At 39.8% G+C, this 19,038-nt stretch carries 16 protein-coding genes, 8 tRNA genes and 1 pseudogene (1 of these 25 cut by a window edge); 5 read left to right on the top strand and 20 right to left on the bottom strand.

What is annotated here, in order from left to right; translation table 11 throughout:
* A protein-coding gene (locus FLM54_RS05690; protein WP_010391487.1) for an alanine/glycine:cation symporter family protein crosses the window boundary here: on the top strand, positions 1 to 749 show its 3' portion. The gene continues 670 nt to the left of window position 1, outside the view; only the last 749 of its 1,419 coding nucleotides appear in the window; the start codon falls outside the window, past its left edge; it ends in the stop codon at positions 747 to 749.
* 762 nt (positions 750 to 1,511) lie between these two features.
* On the opposite strand, the gene FLM54_RS05685 is transcribed toward FLM54_RS05690, so the two are convergent.
* The 12 genes from FLM54_RS05685 to FLM54_RS05630 form a co-directional block, all read right to left on the bottom strand.
* Positions 1,512 to 1,598: transfer RNA gene (locus FLM54_RS05685), tRNA-Leu, on the bottom strand.
* A 37-nt stretch (positions 1,599 to 1,635) separates the two neighbouring features.
* Positions 1,636 to 1,709 (bottom strand) — tRNA-Cys (locus tag FLM54_RS05680).
* An 18-nt stretch (positions 1,710 to 1,727) separates the two neighbouring features.
* A tRNA-Gly gene (locus tag FLM54_RS05675) sits at positions 1,728 to 1,803 on the bottom strand.
* A gap of 63 nt (positions 1,804 to 1,866) precedes the next feature.
* Positions 1,867 to 1,953 (bottom strand) — tRNA-Leu (locus FLM54_RS05670).
* Positions 1,954 to 1,992: 39 nt separating this feature from the next.
* Positions 1,993 to 2,068, bottom strand: a tRNA-Gly gene (locus FLM54_RS05665).
* Between the two features lie 62 nt (positions 2,069 to 2,130).
* Positions 2,131 to 2,217 (bottom strand) — tRNA-Leu (locus tag FLM54_RS05660).
* A 36-nt stretch (positions 2,218 to 2,253) separates the two neighbouring features.
* A tRNA-Cys gene (locus FLM54_RS05655) sits at positions 2,254 to 2,327 on the bottom strand.
* Positions 2,328 to 2,355: 28 nt separating this feature from the next.
* A tRNA-Gly gene (locus tag FLM54_RS05650) sits at positions 2,356 to 2,431 on the bottom strand.
* A 141-nt stretch (positions 2,432 to 2,572) separates the two neighbouring features.
* Positions 2,573 to 3,118 carry a CDP-diacylglycerol--glycerol-3-phosphate 3-phosphatidyltransferase gene (gene pgsA, locus FLM54_RS05645; protein WP_036933597.1) on the bottom strand — a complete coding sequence of 182 codons (546 nt, stop codon included), beginning with the start codon at positions 3,116 to 3,118 and terminating at the stop codon, positions 2,573 to 2,575.
* Between the two features lie 42 nt (positions 3,119 to 3,160).
* Entirely contained in the window at positions 3,161 to 4,984 is a 1,824-nt protein-coding gene (gene uvrC, locus FLM54_RS05640) for an excinuclease ABC subunit UvrC (RefSeq protein WP_055013395.1), read from the bottom strand.
* Between the two features lie 9 nt (positions 4,985 to 4,993).
* Entirely contained in the window at positions 4,994 to 5,644 is a 651-nt protein-coding gene (gene uvrY, locus FLM54_RS05635) for a UvrY/SirA/GacA family response regulator transcription factor (RefSeq protein WP_010391483.1), read from the bottom strand.
* A gap of 167 nt (positions 5,645 to 5,811) precedes the next feature.
* The gene (locus tag FLM54_RS05630; protein ID WP_178955647.1) at positions 5,812 to 6,963 is read right to left on the bottom strand and encodes a dicarboxylate/amino acid:cation symporter; all 1,152 of its coding nucleotides are present in this window, start codon (positions 6,961 to 6,963) and stop codon (positions 5,812 to 5,814) included.
* Positions 6,964 to 7,340: 377 nt separating this feature from the next.
* Here FLM54_RS05630 and cysK point away from each other — a divergent pair, with 377 nt between their 5' ends.
* Together cysK and FLM54_RS05620 are read left to right on the top strand one after the other, a co-directional pair.
* Entirely contained in the window at positions 7,341 to 8,309 is a 969-nt protein-coding gene (gene cysK / locus FLM54_RS05625; RefSeq protein WP_138609305.1) for a cysteine synthase A, read from the top strand.
* A 145-nt stretch (positions 8,310 to 8,454) separates the two neighbouring features.
* The gene (locus FLM54_RS05620) at positions 8,455 to 8,904 is read left to right on the top strand and encodes a hypothetical protein (protein WP_138609303.1); all 450 of its coding nucleotides are present in this window, start codon (positions 8,455 to 8,457) and stop codon (positions 8,902 to 8,904) included.
* A 76-nt stretch (positions 8,905 to 8,980) separates the two neighbouring features.
* Here FLM54_RS05620 and FLM54_RS05615 read toward each other — a convergent pair whose 3' ends face one another.
* From FLM54_RS05615 to FLM54_RS05580, 8 genes are all read right to left on the bottom strand, one after another.
* A complete protein-coding gene (locus FLM54_RS05615; RefSeq protein ID WP_178955645.1) occupies positions 8,981 to 11,257 on the bottom strand; it encodes an acyl-CoA dehydrogenase in 2,277 nt (758 codons plus the stop codon).
* A 223-nt stretch (positions 11,258 to 11,480) separates the two neighbouring features.
* Complete coding sequence (locus tag FLM54_RS05610; RefSeq protein ID WP_076920444.1) at positions 11,481 to 12,269, bottom strand: putative porin; 789 nt, start codon at positions 12,267 to 12,269, stop codon at positions 11,481 to 11,483.
* 208 nt (positions 12,270 to 12,477) lie between these two features.
* On the bottom strand, positions 12,478 to 12,852 hold the full coding sequence (locus FLM54_RS05605) for a PH domain-containing protein (protein ID WP_008111597.1): 375 nt from the start codon (positions 12,850 to 12,852) through the stop codon (positions 12,478 to 12,480).
* Positions 12,852 to 13,760: an ABC transporter ATP-binding protein gene (locus tag FLM54_RS05600; RefSeq protein ID WP_178955643.1), complete on the bottom strand. Its 909-nt coding sequence runs from the start codon at positions 13,758 to 13,760 to the stop codon at positions 12,852 to 12,854. The genes FLM54_RS05605 and FLM54_RS05600 overlap by 1 nt, the downstream gene beginning before the upstream one ends.
* Complete coding sequence (locus FLM54_RS05595) at positions 13,757 to 14,584, bottom strand: ABC transporter permease subunit (RefSeq protein WP_178955641.1); 828 nt, start codon at positions 14,582 to 14,584, stop codon at positions 13,757 to 13,759. The genes FLM54_RS05600 and FLM54_RS05595 overlap by 4 nt, the downstream gene beginning before the upstream one ends.
* A gap of 143 nt (positions 14,585 to 14,727) precedes the next feature.
* Entirely contained in the window at positions 14,728 to 15,906 is a 1,179-nt protein-coding gene (locus FLM54_RS05590) for a cystathionine beta-lyase (RefSeq protein ID WP_178955639.1), read from the bottom strand.
* Positions 15,907 to 15,909: 3 nt separating this feature from the next.
* Positions 15,910 to 16,836 (bottom strand): NAD(+) diphosphatase, encoded by a 927-nt coding sequence (gene nudC / locus FLM54_RS05585; RefSeq protein ID WP_178955638.1) that lies wholly within the window; start codon positions 16,834 to 16,836, stop codon positions 15,910 to 15,912.
* A 185-nt stretch (positions 16,837 to 17,021) separates the two neighbouring features.
* Entirely contained in the window at positions 17,022 to 17,516 is a 495-nt protein-coding gene (locus FLM54_RS05580) for an NYN domain-containing protein (protein ID WP_010391464.1), read from the bottom strand.
* 139 nt (positions 17,517 to 17,655) lie between these two features.
* On the opposite strand from FLM54_RS05580, the gene FLM54_RS05575 reads away from it, so the two are divergent.
* Both FLM54_RS05575 and FLM54_RS05570 read left to right on the top strand, forming a co-directional pair.
* The gene (locus tag FLM54_RS05575; protein WP_178955636.1) at positions 17,656 to 18,279 is read left to right on the top strand and encodes a hypothetical protein; all 624 of its coding nucleotides are present in this window, start codon (positions 17,656 to 17,658) and stop codon (positions 18,277 to 18,279) included.
* A pseudogene (locus FLM54_RS05570) lies at positions 18,279 to 19,022 on the top strand (DUF3307 domain-containing protein). Before FLM54_RS05575 ends, FLM54_RS05570 begins: the two are co-directional and overlap by 1 nt.
* Positions 19,023 to 19,038 lie beyond the last annotated feature (16 nt).

The following is a 19,038-nucleotide window of genomic DNA, read 5'->3' as shown; positions in this document are numbered from 1 at the left end:
CTGTAAATTACACTGAGTTGCCTGATGTGTTTATGCATGTAATTAGAAGTGCCTTTGGTCTTGAACAAGCTGGCGCTGGTGCAATTGGTTATGGTGTAATGCAAGCAATGATCCAAGGGATCAAGCGCGGGTTATTCTCAAACGAAGCGGGTATGGGTAGCGCAGCTAACGCTGCAGCAACTGCAACTCCTAACCCACCTCACCCTGCATCACAAGGTTATGTACAAATGCTAGGTGTATTTGTAGATACCATTATAATTTGTACTGCCACTGCCGCGCTTATTTTATTATCAGAACAGTTAGTACCAGGCTCTGATGTAACGGGTATAGCACTTACACAAGCAGCGCTTGAGGAGCATGTTGGTAGCTGGGGCGCAATATTTGTTGCAGTCGCTATTTTGTTTTTTGCTTTTACATCAATTGTAGCTAACTACTCTTATGCAGAAACGAACTTATTGTTTTTAGAGCATAACCACGCATCTGGCATGCTGATCTTCAGATTATTAGTGTTAGGTATGGTGATGTTTGGTGCCCTTGGTGAATTACCATTAGTGTGGACTCTAGCTGATGTGTCTATGGGCCTAATGGCGATTGTAAACGTAATCGCGCTATTTATGCTCTCAGGAGTTGTGGTATGGCTTGCCAAAGATTACAACGCTCAACGACGTGCTGGAAAGTTACCGACGTTTGATCCAAGTAAAAACAACAAGCTTAATAAAACTATTCCGAAAGGTATTTGGCACAAATAACTTTAAAGAGATTTAAGTTAAAACCCGAAACGGCAATGGCCATTTCGGGTTTTTTTATTGTCTAGTACCAATTCACTTAATTAAGTAACCTATATTGAGCTAGATAAACCTGTTAATGGCAAAGCAAGAATTTCGATGTTTAGTTGTTCTATATGAGAAATTTTTAACTCAACTAGCGTCTGGTTTAGCCCCGTAAAATGATTATGTATTATTGCGGATTGGTATTATATTACTAATAGTAGTACCCACCTAGTGAGACCCAATCAAACACATTAGCATCATCAAGCTTCTCATATCCCTTATAAGCGATTAGTTAAACAGTTTACATCAACGCTCTTAATACATTTTGTGGCATTGTAATGGTGTTAATAGAAATAAGCTTATGCCGACTTTCGCTTATGTATCAAACGAAGCACAGCCACCACTTCCATTTAAGATCCTTGTACCACTGCTTTTATATAAATAGCTTAATATTAGTACTCTATTGTGAGGCATGAAAATCTTATCGATAGCAAAACTTAAATTTAGTATTTTGTTCTAAATGAGAGGTTTTTTCCGTAGCTAGCGTCAGGTTTGAGCTATAAAAATGATCAGTGGTAATATATTCATGGGATAAGCTTTTGAAAAATGTGAGACTTAAAGATCTCAAACAAACGAAATAATTTAGTGTAAGGAATAAGATGCTAGTTTGATGATGCGATTTTATAATTAATGGTTTAATCGAAGAATAGTTAAACTAGAATAAACAAGGAAAGTATAAAGTGGTGCCCGAGGCCGGACTTGAACCGGCACGACTTGTTAGTCGAGGGATTTTAAATCCCTTGTGTCTACCAATTCCACCACTCGGGCATCGAGTTTGCTAATTAAAGCGTGTGGAGTAATTATTTGGAGGCGGAACCCGGAGTCGAACCGGGGTAAACGGATTTGCAATCCGGTGCATGGCCACTCTGCCATTCCGCCTAAACATATCAAATAATTTGGAGCGGCACACGAGGCTCGAACTCGTGACCTCGACCTTGGCAAGGTCGCGCTCTACCAACTGAGCTAGTGCCGCATCATATTAATTCTAAATATTTTTTATAAGTTACATATTGGTGTATGCAACCAAACCACAAAGTGGTGCCCGAGGCCGGACTTGAACCGGCACGACTTGTTAGTCGAGGGATTTTAAATCCCTTGTGTCTACCAATTCCACCACTCGGGCATCGAGTTTGCTATTTAAAGCAAGTGGATAAAACTAATATGGAGCGGCACACGAGGCTCGAACTCGTGACCTCGACCTTGGCAAGGTCGCGCTCTACCAACTGAGCTAGTGCCGCATCATATTAATTCTAAATAATTTTATAAGTTACATATTGGTGTATATAACCAAACCACAAAGTGGTGCCCGAGGCCGGACTTGAACCGGCACGACTTGTTAGTCGAGGGATTTTAAATCCCTTGTGTCTACCAATTCCACCACTCGGGCATCGAGTTTGCTAATTAAAGCGTGTGGAGTGTTGATTGGAGGCGGAACCCGGAGTCGAACCGGGGTAAACGGATTTGCAATCCGGTGCATGGCCACTCTGCCATTCCGCCTCAATACTAGGTTAGCTTTAAGATAAACTGGAGCGGCACACGAGGCTCGAACTCGTGACCTCGACCTTGGCAAGGTCGCGCTCTACCAACTGAGCTAGTGCCGCTTTATGTTTATCTAGGGGGCTATGCCCTCTCAACACGGACGCATTCTACAGAGATTATTAAACGCGTCAACACAAAAAATGCTACTTTTGAACTGTTTGATTATTTTTTATCTAAAATGGTGCGTTATTAGACGTTTACAATCAATTTTTGGTCAATTCTCCCCATGCAGCAACTAAATATTGCACCATAGAACTAAGCGTTAAAAATGTGGCTATATAAAGCAAGCCATAACTTAAATACATCATCCAGCTATCGTACTGCCAAATTAAACCGATAATGGCTAACATTTGAGCTGCGGTTTTCAACTTACCCATATCGGATACAGCTACGTTACCGCGTTTCCCCTGTTCAGCCATCCATTCGCGTAGCGCCGATATAACAATTTCACGGCTAATAATAATAAGCGCGGGAATGGTCATATACAAAGATTGGTAATGCTCAGATAATGCAACCAAGGCAGCACACACCATTACTTTATCAGCAACCGGGTCTAAAAATGCACCAAAAGGCGTTGATTGCTCAAGTTTACGGGCTAAATAGCCATCAAGTATATCTGTGATCGAAGCCAGCCAAAAAATAAAGGCAGCAACAAAGAACGCCCATGAATAAGGCATATAAAATATCACCAAAAAAATGGGGATAAGAAAGAGTCTAAACGTTGTGAGTGTGTTTGGAATATTCCACATAACTACTTGGATATGTCTTTTTTTCTATATTCGCACATAGGGCTAGCCCTTGTCATGCAAATGGTTAAATATCTTCTCAGCCATGTCAGGACTGATCCCAGGAACTTTCTTTAGCTGTTCTATATTAGCAGCTTTTACACCTTGCATGCCCCCTAAATATTTTAATAATGTTTGTCGACGCTTTGAACCTACGCCATCTATTTCCTCTAATAATGACTGAGTGCGTTGTTTTTGCCGCTTATTACGGTGCCCTGCAATTGCAAAACGATGGGATTCATCGCGTATATGCTGGATCAAATGAAGCGCTGGTGCATCAGAATCCATAGGAATTGTTTTACGCCCGCCATCTATAAGCAAGGTTTCAAGACCCGGCTTACGGCTAGTGCCTTTTGCAACACCGACTAATAGCGGCATTTTTGAATGCGGCCAGTTTTCGAAATATTGCTCTGCTCTACCTAATTGACCTTTACCACCATCGATAAAAATAACATCGGGAATTTTCTCCTCATCAACCAACTTGTTGTAACGTTTGTTTAGTGCAAATTCCATAGCGGCGTAATCATCACCACCGGTAATACCGGTCACGTTATAACGACGATACTCTTTATTGTTAGGGCCTTGAGAATCAAATACAACACAACTGGCCACTGTGTTTTCACCCATGGTGTGACTGATATCAAAACATTCCATGCGATTAATATCATCAAGACGCAAAGTAGCCTTTAATTGCGCATAACGCTTATTTATCGAGTCTTGAGTGCTTTGCTTAACCGTAATACTATTTAATGCATTTTTATTCGCTAACTGTAAGTACTGTGCTCGCTCACCACGGGTAACCACTTTAAGCGATACTTTACGTTCACTAATTTGGGTCAAGGCTTCACCTAGTGCATCACTTTCTTCTATTTCAAATGGTAAAATGATTTCTTTAGCAATGCGCCCTGTCGCACCTGGGGCTAAATAATACTGGCCTAAGAAAGAGGTTAAAATTTCTTGCTCTTGTGAGTCTTTAGGCACCTTTGGAAAATAAGTTTTACTACCCAGCACTTTATGATCGCGAATCATTAATAGATGAATCCCATTTAAACCGTTTAAATGGGCAAAGCCGACCACATCCATTTCCGCAAAATTGCCAGAGATAGATTGCTGCTCCTGCATTTTACGCAGCAACATAATTTGGTCGCGAACTTTAGCTGCAAGTTCAAAATTAAGCTGCTCACTGGCTTTTTCCATTTTAGCAATGAGATCGGCTATTACTTCATGAGATTTACCAGTTAAAAACTTGCGGACATAATCAACTTGCTGCGCGTATTCATCTTCAGAGACTTTATTTACACACGGCGCAGAGCAGCGTTTTAATTGATACTGTAAGCAAGGGCGACTACGCGCACGGTAGTAGGCATCTTCGCATTGACGTACCGGAAATATTTTTTGCATTAAGCGTAAGCTTTCTGAAACCGCCCCCGCGCTTGGAAACGGACCAAAATATTCACCTTTTACTTTTCTGCTACCACGATGAAAGGCTAAGCGAGGATGCTTATGATTAGTGAGCAGTATGTAAGGGTACGACTTATCATCACGTAACAGAATATTATAACGTGGCTGATATTTTTTAATGAGGTTGTTTTCGAGCAGTAAAGCTTCTGTCTCTGTATTAGTAAGCGTGACTTCAATATTACAAATATTACTTACTAAAACACGGGTTTTACTATCGGTTATATTACTACGAAAGTAACTACTTACCCGCTTTTTTAAACTTTTAGCTTTACCGACATAGATAACTTGGTTGTCATTATCGAGCATGCGATAAACGCCAGGCTCACTCGATAATGTTTTTAAAAACTGGACATGATCAAATTCAGACATATATACCGACTAGTAAGAGATATCTATATCAATCATTTTGTAACGTATGGCTAAATGAGTAAGCTCTACATCGCCTCCTACGTTAAGCTTTTCAAACATGCGATAGCGATAACTGTTTACTGTTTTAGAACTTAAATTTAAGCGATCAGCAATATCCTGTGCTTTTTCACCTTTGGTGATCATCAGCATAATTTGTAGTTCACGCTCGGATAGGCTTTGAAATGGGTTTTCATCGGTACGCCCGGTTACCTGCGCAAGTGCAATCTGTTGCGCTATTTCTGGAGCAATATAGCGTTGTCCTGCATGCACACAGCGTATAGCGCGAACCATTTCATCAGATCCAGCACCTTTGGTTAAAAAGCCATGAGCACCAATTTGCATGACCTTACTTGGAAATGGGTCTTCGCAATTAACAGTAAGCACAATAATTTTTACATCAGGGCAGTAACGGCAAATCTTTTTAGTTGCCTCAAGCCCACCCATACCAGGCATGTTCATATCCATTAACACTATATTTGGCGCATGCTGACGACAAAACTGCACAGCCTCTTCGCCTGTTTTAGCTTCACCTATTACTTTAAAACCACGTATATCATCAAGAATACGTCTGATCCCTGTGCGCACAAGTTCATGGTCATCAACTAAAAGTACGTTAATCAATGGAACACCCTCACTAGCCTAATAAGATGCAAGTTAACAAATTTAATATTCAACATTAGCATAGATACGACGAAACCATAACTAATATTATGCTTTCGCCATCGGTCTTCATGACCGATATGATTAAAAGCGTATTTACCTATAGCAGGTAAATACGCCCCAATGATTTATGCTGACGCTTTTTCACTAAAACGGTCTACCCATAAAGCAATAATACCATCGCCAGTTACATTACACGCAGTGCCGAAGCTATCTTGCGCTAGGTAAAGTGCAATCATTAGTGCCACCGCACCTTCGTTGAAACCAAGCATGCTAGTTAATAAACCTAACGCCGACATTACTGCACCACCTGGTGCACCTGGCGCTGCAATCATCACTACACCTAACATCATAATGAATGGCAACATAGCCATTAATGAAGGTACTTCCATGCTAGGCGATAAAAACATCACAGCCATAGCACAGGTAACTATTGTAATTGTTGAACCTGATAGATGAATAGTGGCGCATAATGGCACGGTAAAGTTAGCTACATCCTCTTTAACGTTATTTGCTTTACTTGATTGCAAAGATACTGGAATGGTTGCCGCACTCGACATGGTTCCTAATGCAGTAAAGTACGCAGGTAACATATTTTTAATTAGCTCAATAGGATTACGCTTAAGTAATAGGCCTGAGGTAATGTATAAAACACTCAACCATAACCAATGCATCACTAATGCAGCAATAAGTACTACACCAAATGCTTGTAATGTATCAACAACGGTGCCTGCTACGGTCATTTCAGCAAATACACCCGCAATGTAAAACGGTAATGCCGGAATAATTACTTTTGAAAGTAAACCATCAATAATATCGCGCCCCTGATCTGACACAGTTTTTAATGTGTCTAAGCCAAGCTGGCTCATACCAATACCAAATACAAAGGCTGTGACTAAAGCAGTCATTACACCCATTAACGGTGGAATTTCTAAGTCAATGAAGCTACCTACTTCGGTCACGGCTTCAGCTTCAAATGAAATCCCGCCGCTTAAAAACGGAATAACCGCTGTCACTAATAAAAACGCTAAAGTACCAGCTATAATTGTTGAGCCATACGCAAAACCCACCGTTTTCCCCAGCAGGTGCCCTGAGCCTTTTGGAAGCCCGGCAATCCCTGAGGCAATAAAAAATAAAATAATCAGTGGGATTGTAAAACTAATAAGCTGGCCAATAAGCTCTTTTATTGTGTATAAAAGCTCAACGCCAGTTAGGGGAATGTAGAGCCCGACTAAAATACCGGCCACAATACCGGCAATTAATTTTAAGATTAACTTCATGGTGATTACTTTATTGAATTTAGATAGTGTGTTTTTACCATGTTTTGAATAGTTTGTGTCAATAAACTGTTCAACCGCAGTTCATTTGCACAATTAACCAACAAAATATAAGTGTGTTGTGTTGATTTGTTTAAATAACGACTACATAAACAAAGGATAAAGTACAAAGTTAAAAACGAACAAATGATCTCAAGTTCGCCTTTTTAATAACTAAAAAATTAACAGATTGAGTTTTTAGTTCAATCCGTTATAAGCGTAATTAATATATGTTATAGCCAAAGCTTACTTTAACTTTTTTTATCTCACAGTAAAGTAGGCTTATAAAGTTAATAGAGCAGCTGTTAACGTGTTGATCAGATTGTACCTAAAGGAACATTATGTCTACTATTTTTGAAGATAACTCACTAAGCATCGGTAACACACCGTTGGTAAAACTTAACCGTGTTACAGGTGGGAATGTATACGCTAAAGTTGAATCACGCAATCCTAGCTTTAGTATCAAATGCCGTATTGGTGCATCAATGATTTGGGAAGCTGAAAAATCAGGTCAACTTACCAAAGATAAAGAGCTTATAGAACCAACATCAGGTAATACCGGTATTGCATTGGCATTTGTTGCTGCTTCTCGCGGCTACAAACTAACGCTTACAATGCCAAACACCATGAGCTTAGAACGTCGTAAACTATTAAAGGCACTGGGTGCTAATCTAGTACTCACAGATGGCGCTAAGGGTATGAATGGCGCTATTGCTAAAGCCAAAGAAATTCAGTCAGCAGACCCAGATAAGTTTATTTTGCTACAACAGTTCGAAAACCCGGCAAACCCAAAAATTCACTTTGAAACAACGGGTCCGGAAATCTTTAATGCACTCGATGGCGAAATCGATTTCTTTGTTGCAGGTGTTGGTACTGGCGGTACGATTACAGGCGTAAGTCGTTATCTTAAAAAAGAACAAGGCTTAAATGTAAAATCAATAGCTGTAGAGCCAAGCCATTCGCCAGTTATTAGCCAAACACTTGCTGGTGAAGAAGTAAAACCAGGGCCACATAAGATACAAGGCATTGGCGCAGGCTTTATTCCTGGGAATCTAGACTTATCAATTATTGATGGCGTAGAGCAAGTGTCTAATGAAGAATGTATCGCAATGTGTCATGAGCTAATGAAAAAAGAAGGGATCTTAGTCGGTATTTCTTCGGGTGCAGCTGTGGTTGCAGCAAAACGAATTGCTGAACGTCCTGAAAACGCAGATAAAAATATTGTGGTTATTTTACCAAGCGCTACAGAACGCTACTTATCAAGCCCAATGTTTGATGAAGAGTTTTCTGAGCAAGAGCTTGTTCAGTAATCGAACGACCTTATTAAAAAAGGATGTTTTTTAACATCCTTTTTTATTGCTTTTTTAATAAGTTGGCAACTATTCGGTGCTATCCTCTTTACATCTTCTCCATTCCATCACACACTTTATGTATGAGTAATCAACCTGACCAAATATGAAAACAATTTTAACTTCTTTTGTGCTCATTTTTAGTATTTTGATCGTCGGCTGTAATGAAAATACTAAACCTAAAGAACAGTACATCGACAACGATCGTCCAGGCGATACCGCCACGGTGTATTTTGATGCACTTTATAATCAGCATAATTTGCAAAAAGCCAGTAATTTTGCAACACCTAAACTAGCTCGTATAATGAAGTCATACGGCACAGCAAAACAATTTGCCCGTAGTCTTATTAATTTACAGTACGATGAAGTAGTTATTGAAATTGATATGTCAAATTCAAGCCTTCGAGAACAATACGGCAATCAGGCTAAAATAAATATTGTATTTACTGGTTATTTTAACGGTAAAAAAATTGATGATTTTCGCAGCATCGAAATGCTAAAAATAAAAGGTAAATGGTACGTAGATAAAATCATCGCCGATCCTTACGGGCGCTGATCAACGTTCAATCTAAAAATATATAAAAAAGCCTTAAACTATAAGTTTAAGGCTTTTTTAGTGCTTGAGTACAATGTTAGAAATCTTCAGGTTTAAAATTATCTACCGCAATAGCCTGCATTCGTAATTTATTAGCATGATGCATAGCTTCAGCATCTAATTTAGTAAGTAACTCATGTTCAAGAGCGTACTCAATAGCTTGTTCAATATCAAAAGTTGCAGGTACCTTACCTTTTCGTTGCCACTGCTTTAAATGTTTAAATTGATTTTGCATGTCGTGCATCGCTAAAAAAGCATTTTCCATCACTCCAGTGCCTGCATTCTCATCGATGTAGCACAAATGAGTAAGCCTGTTTCGAAACACGCCTGGTTGCGTCATGTGTTCACAAATACTTTGTGAAGTGGTATCACTTGGTTTGTGATAATGATTGCCTAACGGAAACACAATGCGTTTAAGGGCAAAGTTAACCACCGGGTTAGAGAAATTTTTAAAGAAGCCGTCAAATGCTTGACCTATTTCATATAATGATGCCTCTATTGCATACTTAACGAAAGGCAAATCAGCTTGCTGACGCCCTTCATCTTCAAAACGTTTTAACACGGTAGAAGCAATATACAAATGACTTAATACATCGCCTAAACGTGCCGATATCATTTCTTTGCGTTTAAGTTCACCACCTAACATCAACATTGCAACATCTGTTGTAAACGCAAGTCCTCGGCTCATTCTCCCTAATTGTTTATAGTAAGCTGCGGTTTCTCCGCATACAGGTGCTTTGGCAAAATGGCTGCGAGTTAAGCCATGTATTAAAGCCATACTTGCATTGCTGATGGCAAATACAATGTGGTTCATTAGTAGGCCATCAAATTGCTCTAGTGCGGCGTCATCATCTTCCATTGCTGCCGCTTCCATTTCTTTTAATACAAACGGATGGCAACGAGTAGCACCTTGGCCAAATATCATTAAATTACGGGTAAGAATATTAGCACCCTCAACCGTAATCGAAACTGGAATACCCATATAGCCATGTGCTAAATAGTTATTAGGCCCAACCTGAATCCCTTTACCTGCATGAATGTCCATTGCATCATTCATAACCGTTCGACCCATTTCGGTCATATGGTATTTTGCAATAGCAGTCACTACCGATGGGCTTAGTTTTAAATCAATAGCGCCAGCTGTCATTAACCTGCACGATTCCAGCGCGTAAGTTAAACCACCAATACGTGCTAACCCTTCTTGAACCCCTTCAAATTGACCAATTGACACACCAAATTGTTGGCGAACAACAGAGTAAGCCGAAGTCATTTTAGCCGCTAAATGCCCTGTTGCAGTACTTAATGCCGGTAACGAAATACCACGCCCTGCACTTAAACACTCAACCAACATGCGCCAACCGCGCCCAGCACCTTGCTGACCACCTATAATCCAATCAAGCGGAATAAATACATCTTCACCATACGTTGTGCCATTCATAAACGCCATATTTAGGGGGTAATGCCGCTCGCCAGTTTTAACACCCGGATGATCGGTTGGTATTAGTGCACACGTAATGCCAAGCTCTTTTTCATCACCTAACAAGCCGTCTGGGTCATACATTTTAAATGCAAGGCCAAGTACTGTCGCCACAGGCGCAAGGGTAATGTAACGTTTTGACCAATTTAAACGCAGCCCCAACACTTCTTCACCGTCATGTTCGCCTTTGCACACCACGCCAGAATCAGGAATACTGCCAGCATCTGAACCGGCCTCAGGGCCCGTTAATGCAAAACAAGGCACGTCGTCGCCTTTTGCAAGACTAGGTAACCAGCGATTTTGTTGCTCAGTTGTTCCGTAGTGTAGTAATAATTCACCTGGTCCTAAGCTGTTTGGCACCATTACCGTCACGGCGGCGGTTAAGCTTTTAGTGGCGATTTTTGACACTATAGTGGAATTAGCAATAGCAGAGAATTCAAGACCGCCAAATTTTTCTGGGATGATCATTGCAAAAAACCCTTCGGTTTTTAAAAAGTCCCAAACCTCTTTGGGTAAGTCTTTATCTTTTTGTACTATTTTATAGTCATCAAGCATAGCTAATAACGCTTCAACCTGATTTTCAATAAATGCAGTTTCTTTTTCACTTAACTGCGGACGCGGATAGTTGTGTAATTTTTGCCAATCAGGATCACCACTAAATAGCTCGCCATCCCACCAAACATCACCCGCTTCCATGGCTTCTCGCTCTGTTTGCGATAATGGCGGTAATACTTTTTTAAACATTTTAAAAGTAGGTCGGGTAATTAAATTAAGGCGGATATCTTTAATCGCAAATACCACGATCACCACAACCAGTAATATAATAAATACTGACATAAGCACATTCCTTTACAGTTATAAAAACATTGATTTAATTATGACCGATCTTAATTTAAATACAATGGGGTGTCAGAGGGGGCCACGAAATGCTGAGCCGATTCCGTTAAAATTAAAATATAGCTATAAGTAGAGTTACATGTTTATTACACACAGCAAAAAGCCCACAAATGTGGGCTTTTTACTACTTAACTGGTTTTAGTTTATGCGATTAAACGCTCAATTAAAACTGAAAACGCATGTTAGCAAAGTAAGCATCGTAATCTGAATCATCTGCGTTGTTGCCGTAACCCACTTTTAAACCAATGTTTTTATTGATGAAGTGTTGAGCACCAAAGCTGTAGTTGTCTTCTTTATCGTAAGATGCAAATACAGAAGTCGCTTTAGAGAAGTAGTAGTTTGTTTCTACGTTCCATTGGTCATCTGCTTCGTCAAGGCTTACAAATGTACCTTCTACTGTTAAGTAGTTACCTTGTTGTAAATCAACAAAGTATTTAGCAGCTACTGAACGAGAATCAAAATCATCGTCTGATTCAACAGTGATACCTACGTAATCTGTATCGTTTAGCATGTGGTTGTATGCTAAAGAAAAGAATGTAACGTTATCACCATCTTTTTGATCAACAAATCTTACTTTTGCAAGTAAATCTGGGTTAAAGAAATAACCAGCAGAAAGTGTATATAACTCGTTGTTAGAGTTGTAATCAGCATTTTGGTAAGACGCACCAACCACAAAATCTTCAACGAAGTATTCACCACCAATAGCAGTCACATCGCCAAAATCGTCATCAGCGTAGCTACCAAATACGTTGCTTTGCTTGTTGATGTATTCGAATTGGTCGTATGGACCTAGTGTGCTTTTAGGAGAGAAGTAGTAAGTTGAGTCCACGCTGATCGTATCGTTGTTATCAATCTCTGCGTAGCTTAAGTTACTTATTGATTGATAGCTATCTGCAGCGTGTGCAGCACTTGATAATAAAAGACCTGAAATAATAATTGCTAACTTTTTCATAATGAAACATCCCTATGTACATTGTTTTTGTACTTTAACTACATTGCTAAAGTGGGGGTATGCTAACGCCGCGAAACTGAACGAAAACTGAATCAAGCAATTGTATTTGTTAGGGAATTTGTAAGAAAGTGTTGGAGTAATTTATGTTAAAGTAATCGCAACAAGCTGTAAACAATTACTTTAATTTTACACCGATTTTTGTTTGTTTCTATAATGAATACTGGCTGATTATTCGATAAACATCATTTATATTATCGCCAGCTTTAAAGTCCTTGCTGATAGGGTTTGGATCAGATCCAACCCAAATTTTCAGCTCTGCATCTAAATCAAAGTGCCCCGCACTTTCTTTGCTGAACTTAGTTATCTTAGAGTAAGCAATACTGATCATTTCCATTTTAGAACCAGTCACGCCTTGTTTATCTAATAAAATTAGCCGCTTATTTGTAAAGATAAACATATCACGAACTACTTTATACGCCTTTTCAACTCGCTCACCCTCGATAAGTGTATTGGCCAATACTTTTTCTAAATCGGCATCATCCACTTCACTGGCGTTCCCCATTAAACCACTAAATAATCCCATTATAATTTCTCCTGTTTAAATATTTGATTTTCTAGAGTATGACCATTTACTAACTGTCTATATTGCCAGTTATGTTGGCGACAAGATTGCAATAGCGCTATGTCAAGTGACTCGCTCGTTGGTTGATACTCAATCACATACTCTTTATGTTGGCTCATATAAACACGGCTTACACCATCAAGTGCTTGGAGTTGTTGCTCCACATTTTGATATGCTTCACTGAGCATTAAAGTATAAAAATGCTTATCGGTATTCGCCGCTTTAGTTTGGTGCTCGCTTAATATACCTTTATCTAAATGTAGTACTTGAGAACATAATCGTTCGAGTTCAGTTAAATCATGAGAGCTTAAAATAAACGTCGCTTGAGACGATAGCTCAGACACCAGCTCCCTGACTTCTCTGGCATGAATCGGATCAAGTCCTGCTGTGGCCTCATCTAACATCACAATTTGCGGTGAACCAATTAATGCTTGTGCTATGGTTACGCGCTTGCGCATACCGTGAGATAAGTCCCCTGCGCGGTTTTTTGCAACCTCGCTAAGACCCACTAAATCTAATACTCGAAGTGCTTCTATTTGGCTTTGCTTGGTGCTCATACCTTGTAGCTTGGCATAAAAGCTAAGTTGTTTATCTATATTAAAACGCGGATCTAGCTGTGCATCTTGTGGTAACGCACTCACTTTATTAAATAAAGCCGCGCTACCTGGTTTATGACCAAGTATTTCAAGCTCACCCATGCTAGGTGCGATATAGCCACACAACAAACTAAATAAAGTGGTTTTCCCTGCGCCATTAGGGCCAACTAATGCAACTGGCGCGCCTTTTTGAATCTCAAAATTCACATTATCAAGAGCCAGTTTTGAGCCGTATGATTTACTTAAATTACGCCCTGTTATTAATGATTTCATAATGAGCTCCTTGCAAAAATACGTTGAGCAACTGCAAGTAACACCGCTGTTTGCACAAGTGGAATAGCTAATGTGCTCAATAACGGTAAGTTTTGTCCCGCTAATAGCTCTATTTGCACACCAGGGAATAAATAATCAAGCACACTTAATGCGGGTAGTTGCCACTCCAGTAATCCAACAATAATGCCACCGGCTGTAAAATATAAAATAGCTAACACAATTGCCAGACGAGAGGAACTCGCAAAAGTATTAATTAAGCTCATTAAGGCTACAAACGGCGAAAAAGTAACTATGAGTATTAAAAATATTGAAACAGCACGACCAAGGCCACCAGCAAGTAAGCTCGGCTCGCGAAACCCGAGCACCGCCAATGTCGCTATAAGCGTGATGCCAACTAAACAGGTTAGTACCGCTAACTGTCCTAAAAATCGACCAAAGAGTATTTCAAAGCGCGTTGAGCGTAATGATAAAAACCTTAGCGTACCGCGCTCTCTGTCACCGACGGTTTGATCACTACAAATAAATAAGCTAAAAACAGGAAAACTATACAAAGCAATAAGCCAATACATAGCAAATTCGGCTTCAGGCCAATCAAGTAACTTACTTAATCCAATAGAGCCGGAAATATCACGGGCTATTTGTTCAAAATCTGGCGAGCTGATTATGCCTACAGCTTGGCCTATGGGGTAACGTAAAATAACAAGCCACACTAGCGCAAAAGCCGCCAGTGCAATAAGTCCTCGTTTAGTTAAAAACATACGTACCAGCTCAAAACCCGCGATTTGGGTTAAGCGCCCTACGTTAATAGGTGATGGTGTTGCCATTGACTATCCTTAATGACGTTGTTCATACTTTAAAATAAGCGTTATTTAACAACACTAAGTGTAAACACGTTGAATTGCTAGCAAAAAAAAGCCTACTCAGAGGTAGGCTTTGTAACAAATAATGTAATCTAACCAATTAGTAATTATAAATGTTGCTCATAAATAGCTAATGCTTGCTGTAAGTCGGCAATTAAATCTTCAACATCTTCCAAACCAATGTGCAAACGAATAACAGGTCCATGCTCCCATCCTGTTTGCGAGCGCAGCCCTTTCATTGATAGGTTTGCCGTTACTAAGCTCTCAAAGCCCCCCCACGAAAAGCCCATTTTGAAATGTTGTAAGCTATCTAAAAAAGCATCTATGGCGTGTTGATTACCCGCTTTCATTACAAACGAAAATAAACCATTACTGCCGTCAAAATCGCGTTTGAAAAATTCATGGCCTGGGCATGTTGTAAACGCAGGATGGCGAATATGATCAACCAACGCATGTTGCTCAAGCCATTTTGCTATTTCTAGCGCGGCTTTTTCATGCTGATTTAATCGCACTGCCATGGTACGCAAGCCTCGTAGTGCTAAATACGCATCATCTGCACTGGTGCATTGCCCGAGTAAATAAGAGTGTTCACGAAGTGTTGGCCAATACTTTTTATTAGCTACAGCAACGCCCATCATCACATCAGAGTGGCCAACAATATATTTGGTGGCGGCTTGAATACTAATATCAACACCATGTTCAAGCGGACGATAATGCAAGCCATTGCCATAGGTGTTATCAAGCACCGTCATTACATTATGATCGTTTGCCACTTTTACCATGGCGGGAACGTCTTGAACTTCCATGGTAATTGAACCCGGAGACTCTAAAAACAACATTTTGGTATTGTCTTGAATGTACTCTTTTATGTCTGCGCCAATCATGGGCGGATAATAGGTCGTACTAATACCCAACCCAGCTAATATCTTGTCGCAAAAATCACGGGTTGGCTCGTAAACAGTGTCCACTATTAAAATATGATCACCGGACTTTAAAAACGATAACAGAGTTTGGCTTATCGCTGCCGCGCCACATGGGTATAACGCACAGCCCTCACCGCCTTCGAGTTCGGTAATTGCCTCTTGCAGAGCAAAATGAGTGGTCGTCCCTCTGCGGCCATAAAACAAGGTTTTGTCGCCACGTGTTTTAGCCGCTTCTTTAAGCTCACTCACAGAATCAAACACAATCGTTGAAGCGCGCTGTATCACTGGATTAACTACGCCATGGGTGTACGCTTTTTTGCGCCCTGATGACACTAATTGGGTATTTTTATTTTTGCTCGACATGATTCATCCTTCTATCTGAGTACGCCAATATTCAATTAAATAACGCGAAATCGAATCAGCTCTAGGTAGCTTTAAATGCTCCCCCTCGTGTTGCCAATCTTTAAATTGCGCAAGTTCTTGGCGAGAAAACCATCGTGCATCTTCAAGTTCATCTTGCTCTATGCTTATTTCATCACTGCTTGCTGTGGCAATAAAACCAAGCATAATTGATGAAGGAAACGGCCAAGGTTGAGAAGCAATATACTCTGCTTTTTCAACGGTAATGCCCGCTTCCTCTTTTACTTCTCGGATCACGGTTTGTTCAAGGGTTTCACCTGGATCGACAAACCCGGCAAGCGAGGAATACAATCCTTTTGGCCAAGTTGCTTGGCGACCCAATAAGCAGCGTTCAATCCCATCAGAAAATGTTTTAGTTACTACCATAATAACGGCTGGATCGGTACGCGGAAAAGTTTGGTGCATACAGGCTGCGTTGTCGCATAAACGTGAATGCCCCCCTTCAACTAAGTGATTTTTGGTACCACAGCGACCACAAAAACTATGAGTGGCATGCCAGTAACACAACCCACGAGCAAGCGCTGCATTTGAGCCATCTTCAAGTGCTACTTGAGTACCATATTGACGAATATCTGCAAACTTGGCATCACCAACAATCGTTGCTAATAACGACTCTTCGAGTTCAGTTACGTCTAGCGCAAATACGGCATTATCCTGTTTATTTGATCCTAAAAGAATAGCCTGCGTTAAATCTAAATGCGCCACTTGTTGGTAAGCTAAATACACCACCTCAGGGCTACTGTTAGCAAATAAGGTGTGATTGCCTTTAACTAAAAGCCATAAACTGTCTGCTGTTTTTTTTGCGTCTACCCAAGTAGGATCTTTGCGCGCATTTGAGCCTCTGTCTAATGGCATATTACTGTAGTTAAGCATGTAATTCCTTGATACTAATTGAATCTTAAAATTACCATACTCATCCACTAAACCCAATTTATTATCGCCATAAAAAAAGCCTAAATTAGGCTTAATTAATCTATGCACCCGTTGTATTAAATACTCTCATGATCAACGCAAACATTCTGCTCAAAAATAAATCAAAAATACAATACTTATACTTTTTAAAGTAGTAGCTGTTTGTCAATTAAATGAAATTGCTCGGCACTTTGCTTAAGTACCTCTGCGGTTAATTTATCAGCACCGTATACATCACACGGAACATTATATTGATTTTTTAAATGCCCAAGTAATAATGCAAAGTCACCGTCACCCGAGAGTAAAATAACTTTATCAAGCTGCTTCCCCTGCTCTAGCATATCTATGGTTATACCCACATCCCAATCGCCTTTGGCACTGCCGTCACGGCGCTGAATAAAGGGTTTTAGTTTTACTTCAAAGCCAATAGCGCGCAAAATATTTTGAAACTGATTTTGCTTTTCATCACCTCGGTATATTGCATAGGCGAACGCACATTCTATATCGTATTGTTGCTCCATCATTCGCCAAAAGGCATTGTAATCAAAGTTTTTACCGTAGCTTTCGCGACAGGTGTAATAAATATTTTGTACATCGACAAAAATACCTACACGAGGTTTACTGCTTTGTTGTGAGGTCATTATTATGTCCCAATGAGTAATACTTGCAATTGCGTGTTAAGTAACCTAAATTAGTTACCAAACCCAATGTAACCAAATACGGTTACATTTAACAATGTAACCAAATTTAGTTACATATAAATAATCTATTTGGATTTTTATGATTGGTGTGATCAGCGGCGATATTATTAAATCGCAAAAAATACCTAAACAACAATACGATGCCATGCTTGACCAGCTAGAGCAAAGTTTACGTGCAAATTGCAATAAAACAACATCTTGGGATATTTACCGCGGGGATGCATTTCAACTGCAACTCGATAAAAGTGAACAGTTAGTTACCACCGCTATTCTTATTTATCTACAGTTAAAATCTGCCGGTTATGAATTGCGCCAAAGTATGGCGTTGGGGCACATAGATAACCCTAGTACGAGTATAAAAACTGCTACAGGCTCTGCGTTTACTCTCTCTGGACATGAGCTAGATAAAATGACAAATCAGCGTTTTACATTTGCTATTGCAGATCAATCAGTTGATGAGAGCTTTAAGCTAAACCTAGCGTTTGTCGATGTATTATTGTGTAAAATAACCCAAAAACAAGCAAATGCTTTGTATGTATATTTAACCCATACTAATAACAACCATGCAGCTTTAGCTAAAGAGCTCAACACCAGCCGCGAAAACGTTACAAAGCTGCTTAATCTTGCTAACTATCAGCTGATAGAACGATTTATTTTACATGCACAACAACAGCTTAAAAACAAACAGCAAGGACATGACTAATGGAATTTTCACTATTACTCGTTGCACTGATTATTGGCCACTTACTCGCTGATTTTTATTGGTAACCCATGAGCTGGGTAAACGACAGAAACACCCGTCATTTTAAAGCAAAAAAACTTTACTACCATGTATTGGTTCACGGAATTACCAGTGCAATCGTAGTGGCACTTTGGGAATATAGTTTTGGCTGGCAACAACTAAGCAGCGTATTACTGGCGACCGGCATTATTATGATCAGTCACTACTTTATTGATATTGCTAAATCGTATTCAAATAAAGGCGTAGTGCCTTTTTTATTAGACCAAATTGCACATATCACTGTCATTATTGCGATAAGTATTTGGCTAACTGACAATCAGCAATTTGCTGACAATGTGATGGCGTTATTGTGCAACGATAAAGTGCTGTGGGTTATAGCTGGTTACCTTATTATTTTAAGTCCCAGTGCGGTATTTATAAGAATGATGTTAGAGCGTTTAACTAATCACTTTTCTAGTGATGGTAGCCTCCCCTTAGCAGGACAAAGTATTGGTATGCTTGAAAGAGTACTTATGCTGACATTTATTTTATTAGATCAGTTTGCAGGGCTTGGGTTTTTAATTGCCGCTAAATCGGTGTTTAGATTTGGCGACTTAAGTGCCAGCAAAGATAAACAACTCACTGAATATGTGATGCTAGGAACGTTACTGAGCGTTAGTGTTACTTTATTTGTAGGATTAGCAGTTAATTATTTAATCGGTTAGTAAAGCTTTAAGATAG

Source organism: Pseudoalteromonas sp. Scap25 (assembly GCF_013394125.1).
GTDB lineage: Bacteria > Pseudomonadota > Gammaproteobacteria > Enterobacterales > Alteromonadaceae > Pseudoalteromonas.
Note: the sequence above shows the minus strand (reverse complement) of the source record. Positions and strands in the feature narration are given on the sequence as shown.

What these genes read in the sequence shown, in the direction of transcription:
- pgsA (WP_036933597.1), bottom strand. Translation starts at nt 3,118, where the DNA reads ATGTGGAATATTCCAAACACACTCACAACGTTTAGACTCTTTCTTATC.
- uvrC (WP_055013395.1), bottom strand. Translation starts at nt 4,984, where the DNA reads ATGTCTGAATTTGATCATGTCCAGTTTTTAAAAACATTATCGAGTGAG.
- FLM54_RS05630 (WP_178955647.1), bottom strand. Translation starts at nt 6,963, where the DNA reads ATGAAGTTAATCTTAAAATTAATTGCCGGTATTGTGGCCGGTATTTTA.
- cysK (WP_138609305.1), top strand. Translation starts at nt 7,341, where the DNA reads ATGTCTACTATTTTTGAAGATAACTCACTAAGCATCGGTAACACACCG.
- FLM54_RS05620 (WP_138609303.1), top strand. Translation starts at nt 8,455, where the DNA reads ATGAAAACAATTTTAACTTCTTTTGTGCTCATTTTTAGTATTTTGATC.
- FLM54_RS05615 (WP_178955645.1), bottom strand. Translation starts at nt 11,257, where the DNA reads ATGTCAGTATTTATTATATTACTGGTTGTGGTGATCGTGGTATTTGCG.
- FLM54_RS05610 (WP_076920444.1), bottom strand. Translation starts at nt 12,269, where the DNA reads ATGAAAAAGTTAGCAATTATTATTTCAGGTCTTTTATTATCAAGTGCT.
- FLM54_RS05605 (WP_008111597.1), bottom strand. Translation starts at nt 12,852, where the DNA reads ATGGGATTATTTAGTGGTTTAATGGGGAACGCCAGTGAAGTGGATGAT.
- FLM54_RS05600 (WP_178955643.1), bottom strand. Translation starts at nt 13,760, where the DNA reads ATGAAATCATTAATAACAGGGCGTAATTTAAGTAAATCATACGGCTCA.
- FLM54_RS05595 (WP_178955641.1), bottom strand. Translation starts at nt 14,584, where the DNA reads ATGGCAACACCATCACCTATTAACGTAGGGCGCTTAACCCAAATCGCG.
- FLM54_RS05590 (WP_178955639.1), bottom strand. Translation starts at nt 15,906, where the DNA reads ATGTCGAGCAAAAATAAAAATACCCAATTAGTGTCATCAGGGCGCAAA.
- nudC (WP_178955638.1), bottom strand. Translation starts at nt 16,836, where the DNA reads ATGCTTAACTACAGTAATATGCCATTAGACAGAGGCTCAAATGCGCGC.
- FLM54_RS05580 (WP_010391464.1), bottom strand. Translation starts at nt 17,516, where the DNA reads ATGACCTCACAACAAAGCAGTAAACCTCGTGTAGGTATTTTTGTCGAT.
- FLM54_RS05575 (WP_178955636.1), top strand. Translation starts at nt 17,656, where the DNA reads ATGATTGGTGTGATCAGCGGCGATATTATTAAATCGCAAAAAATACCT.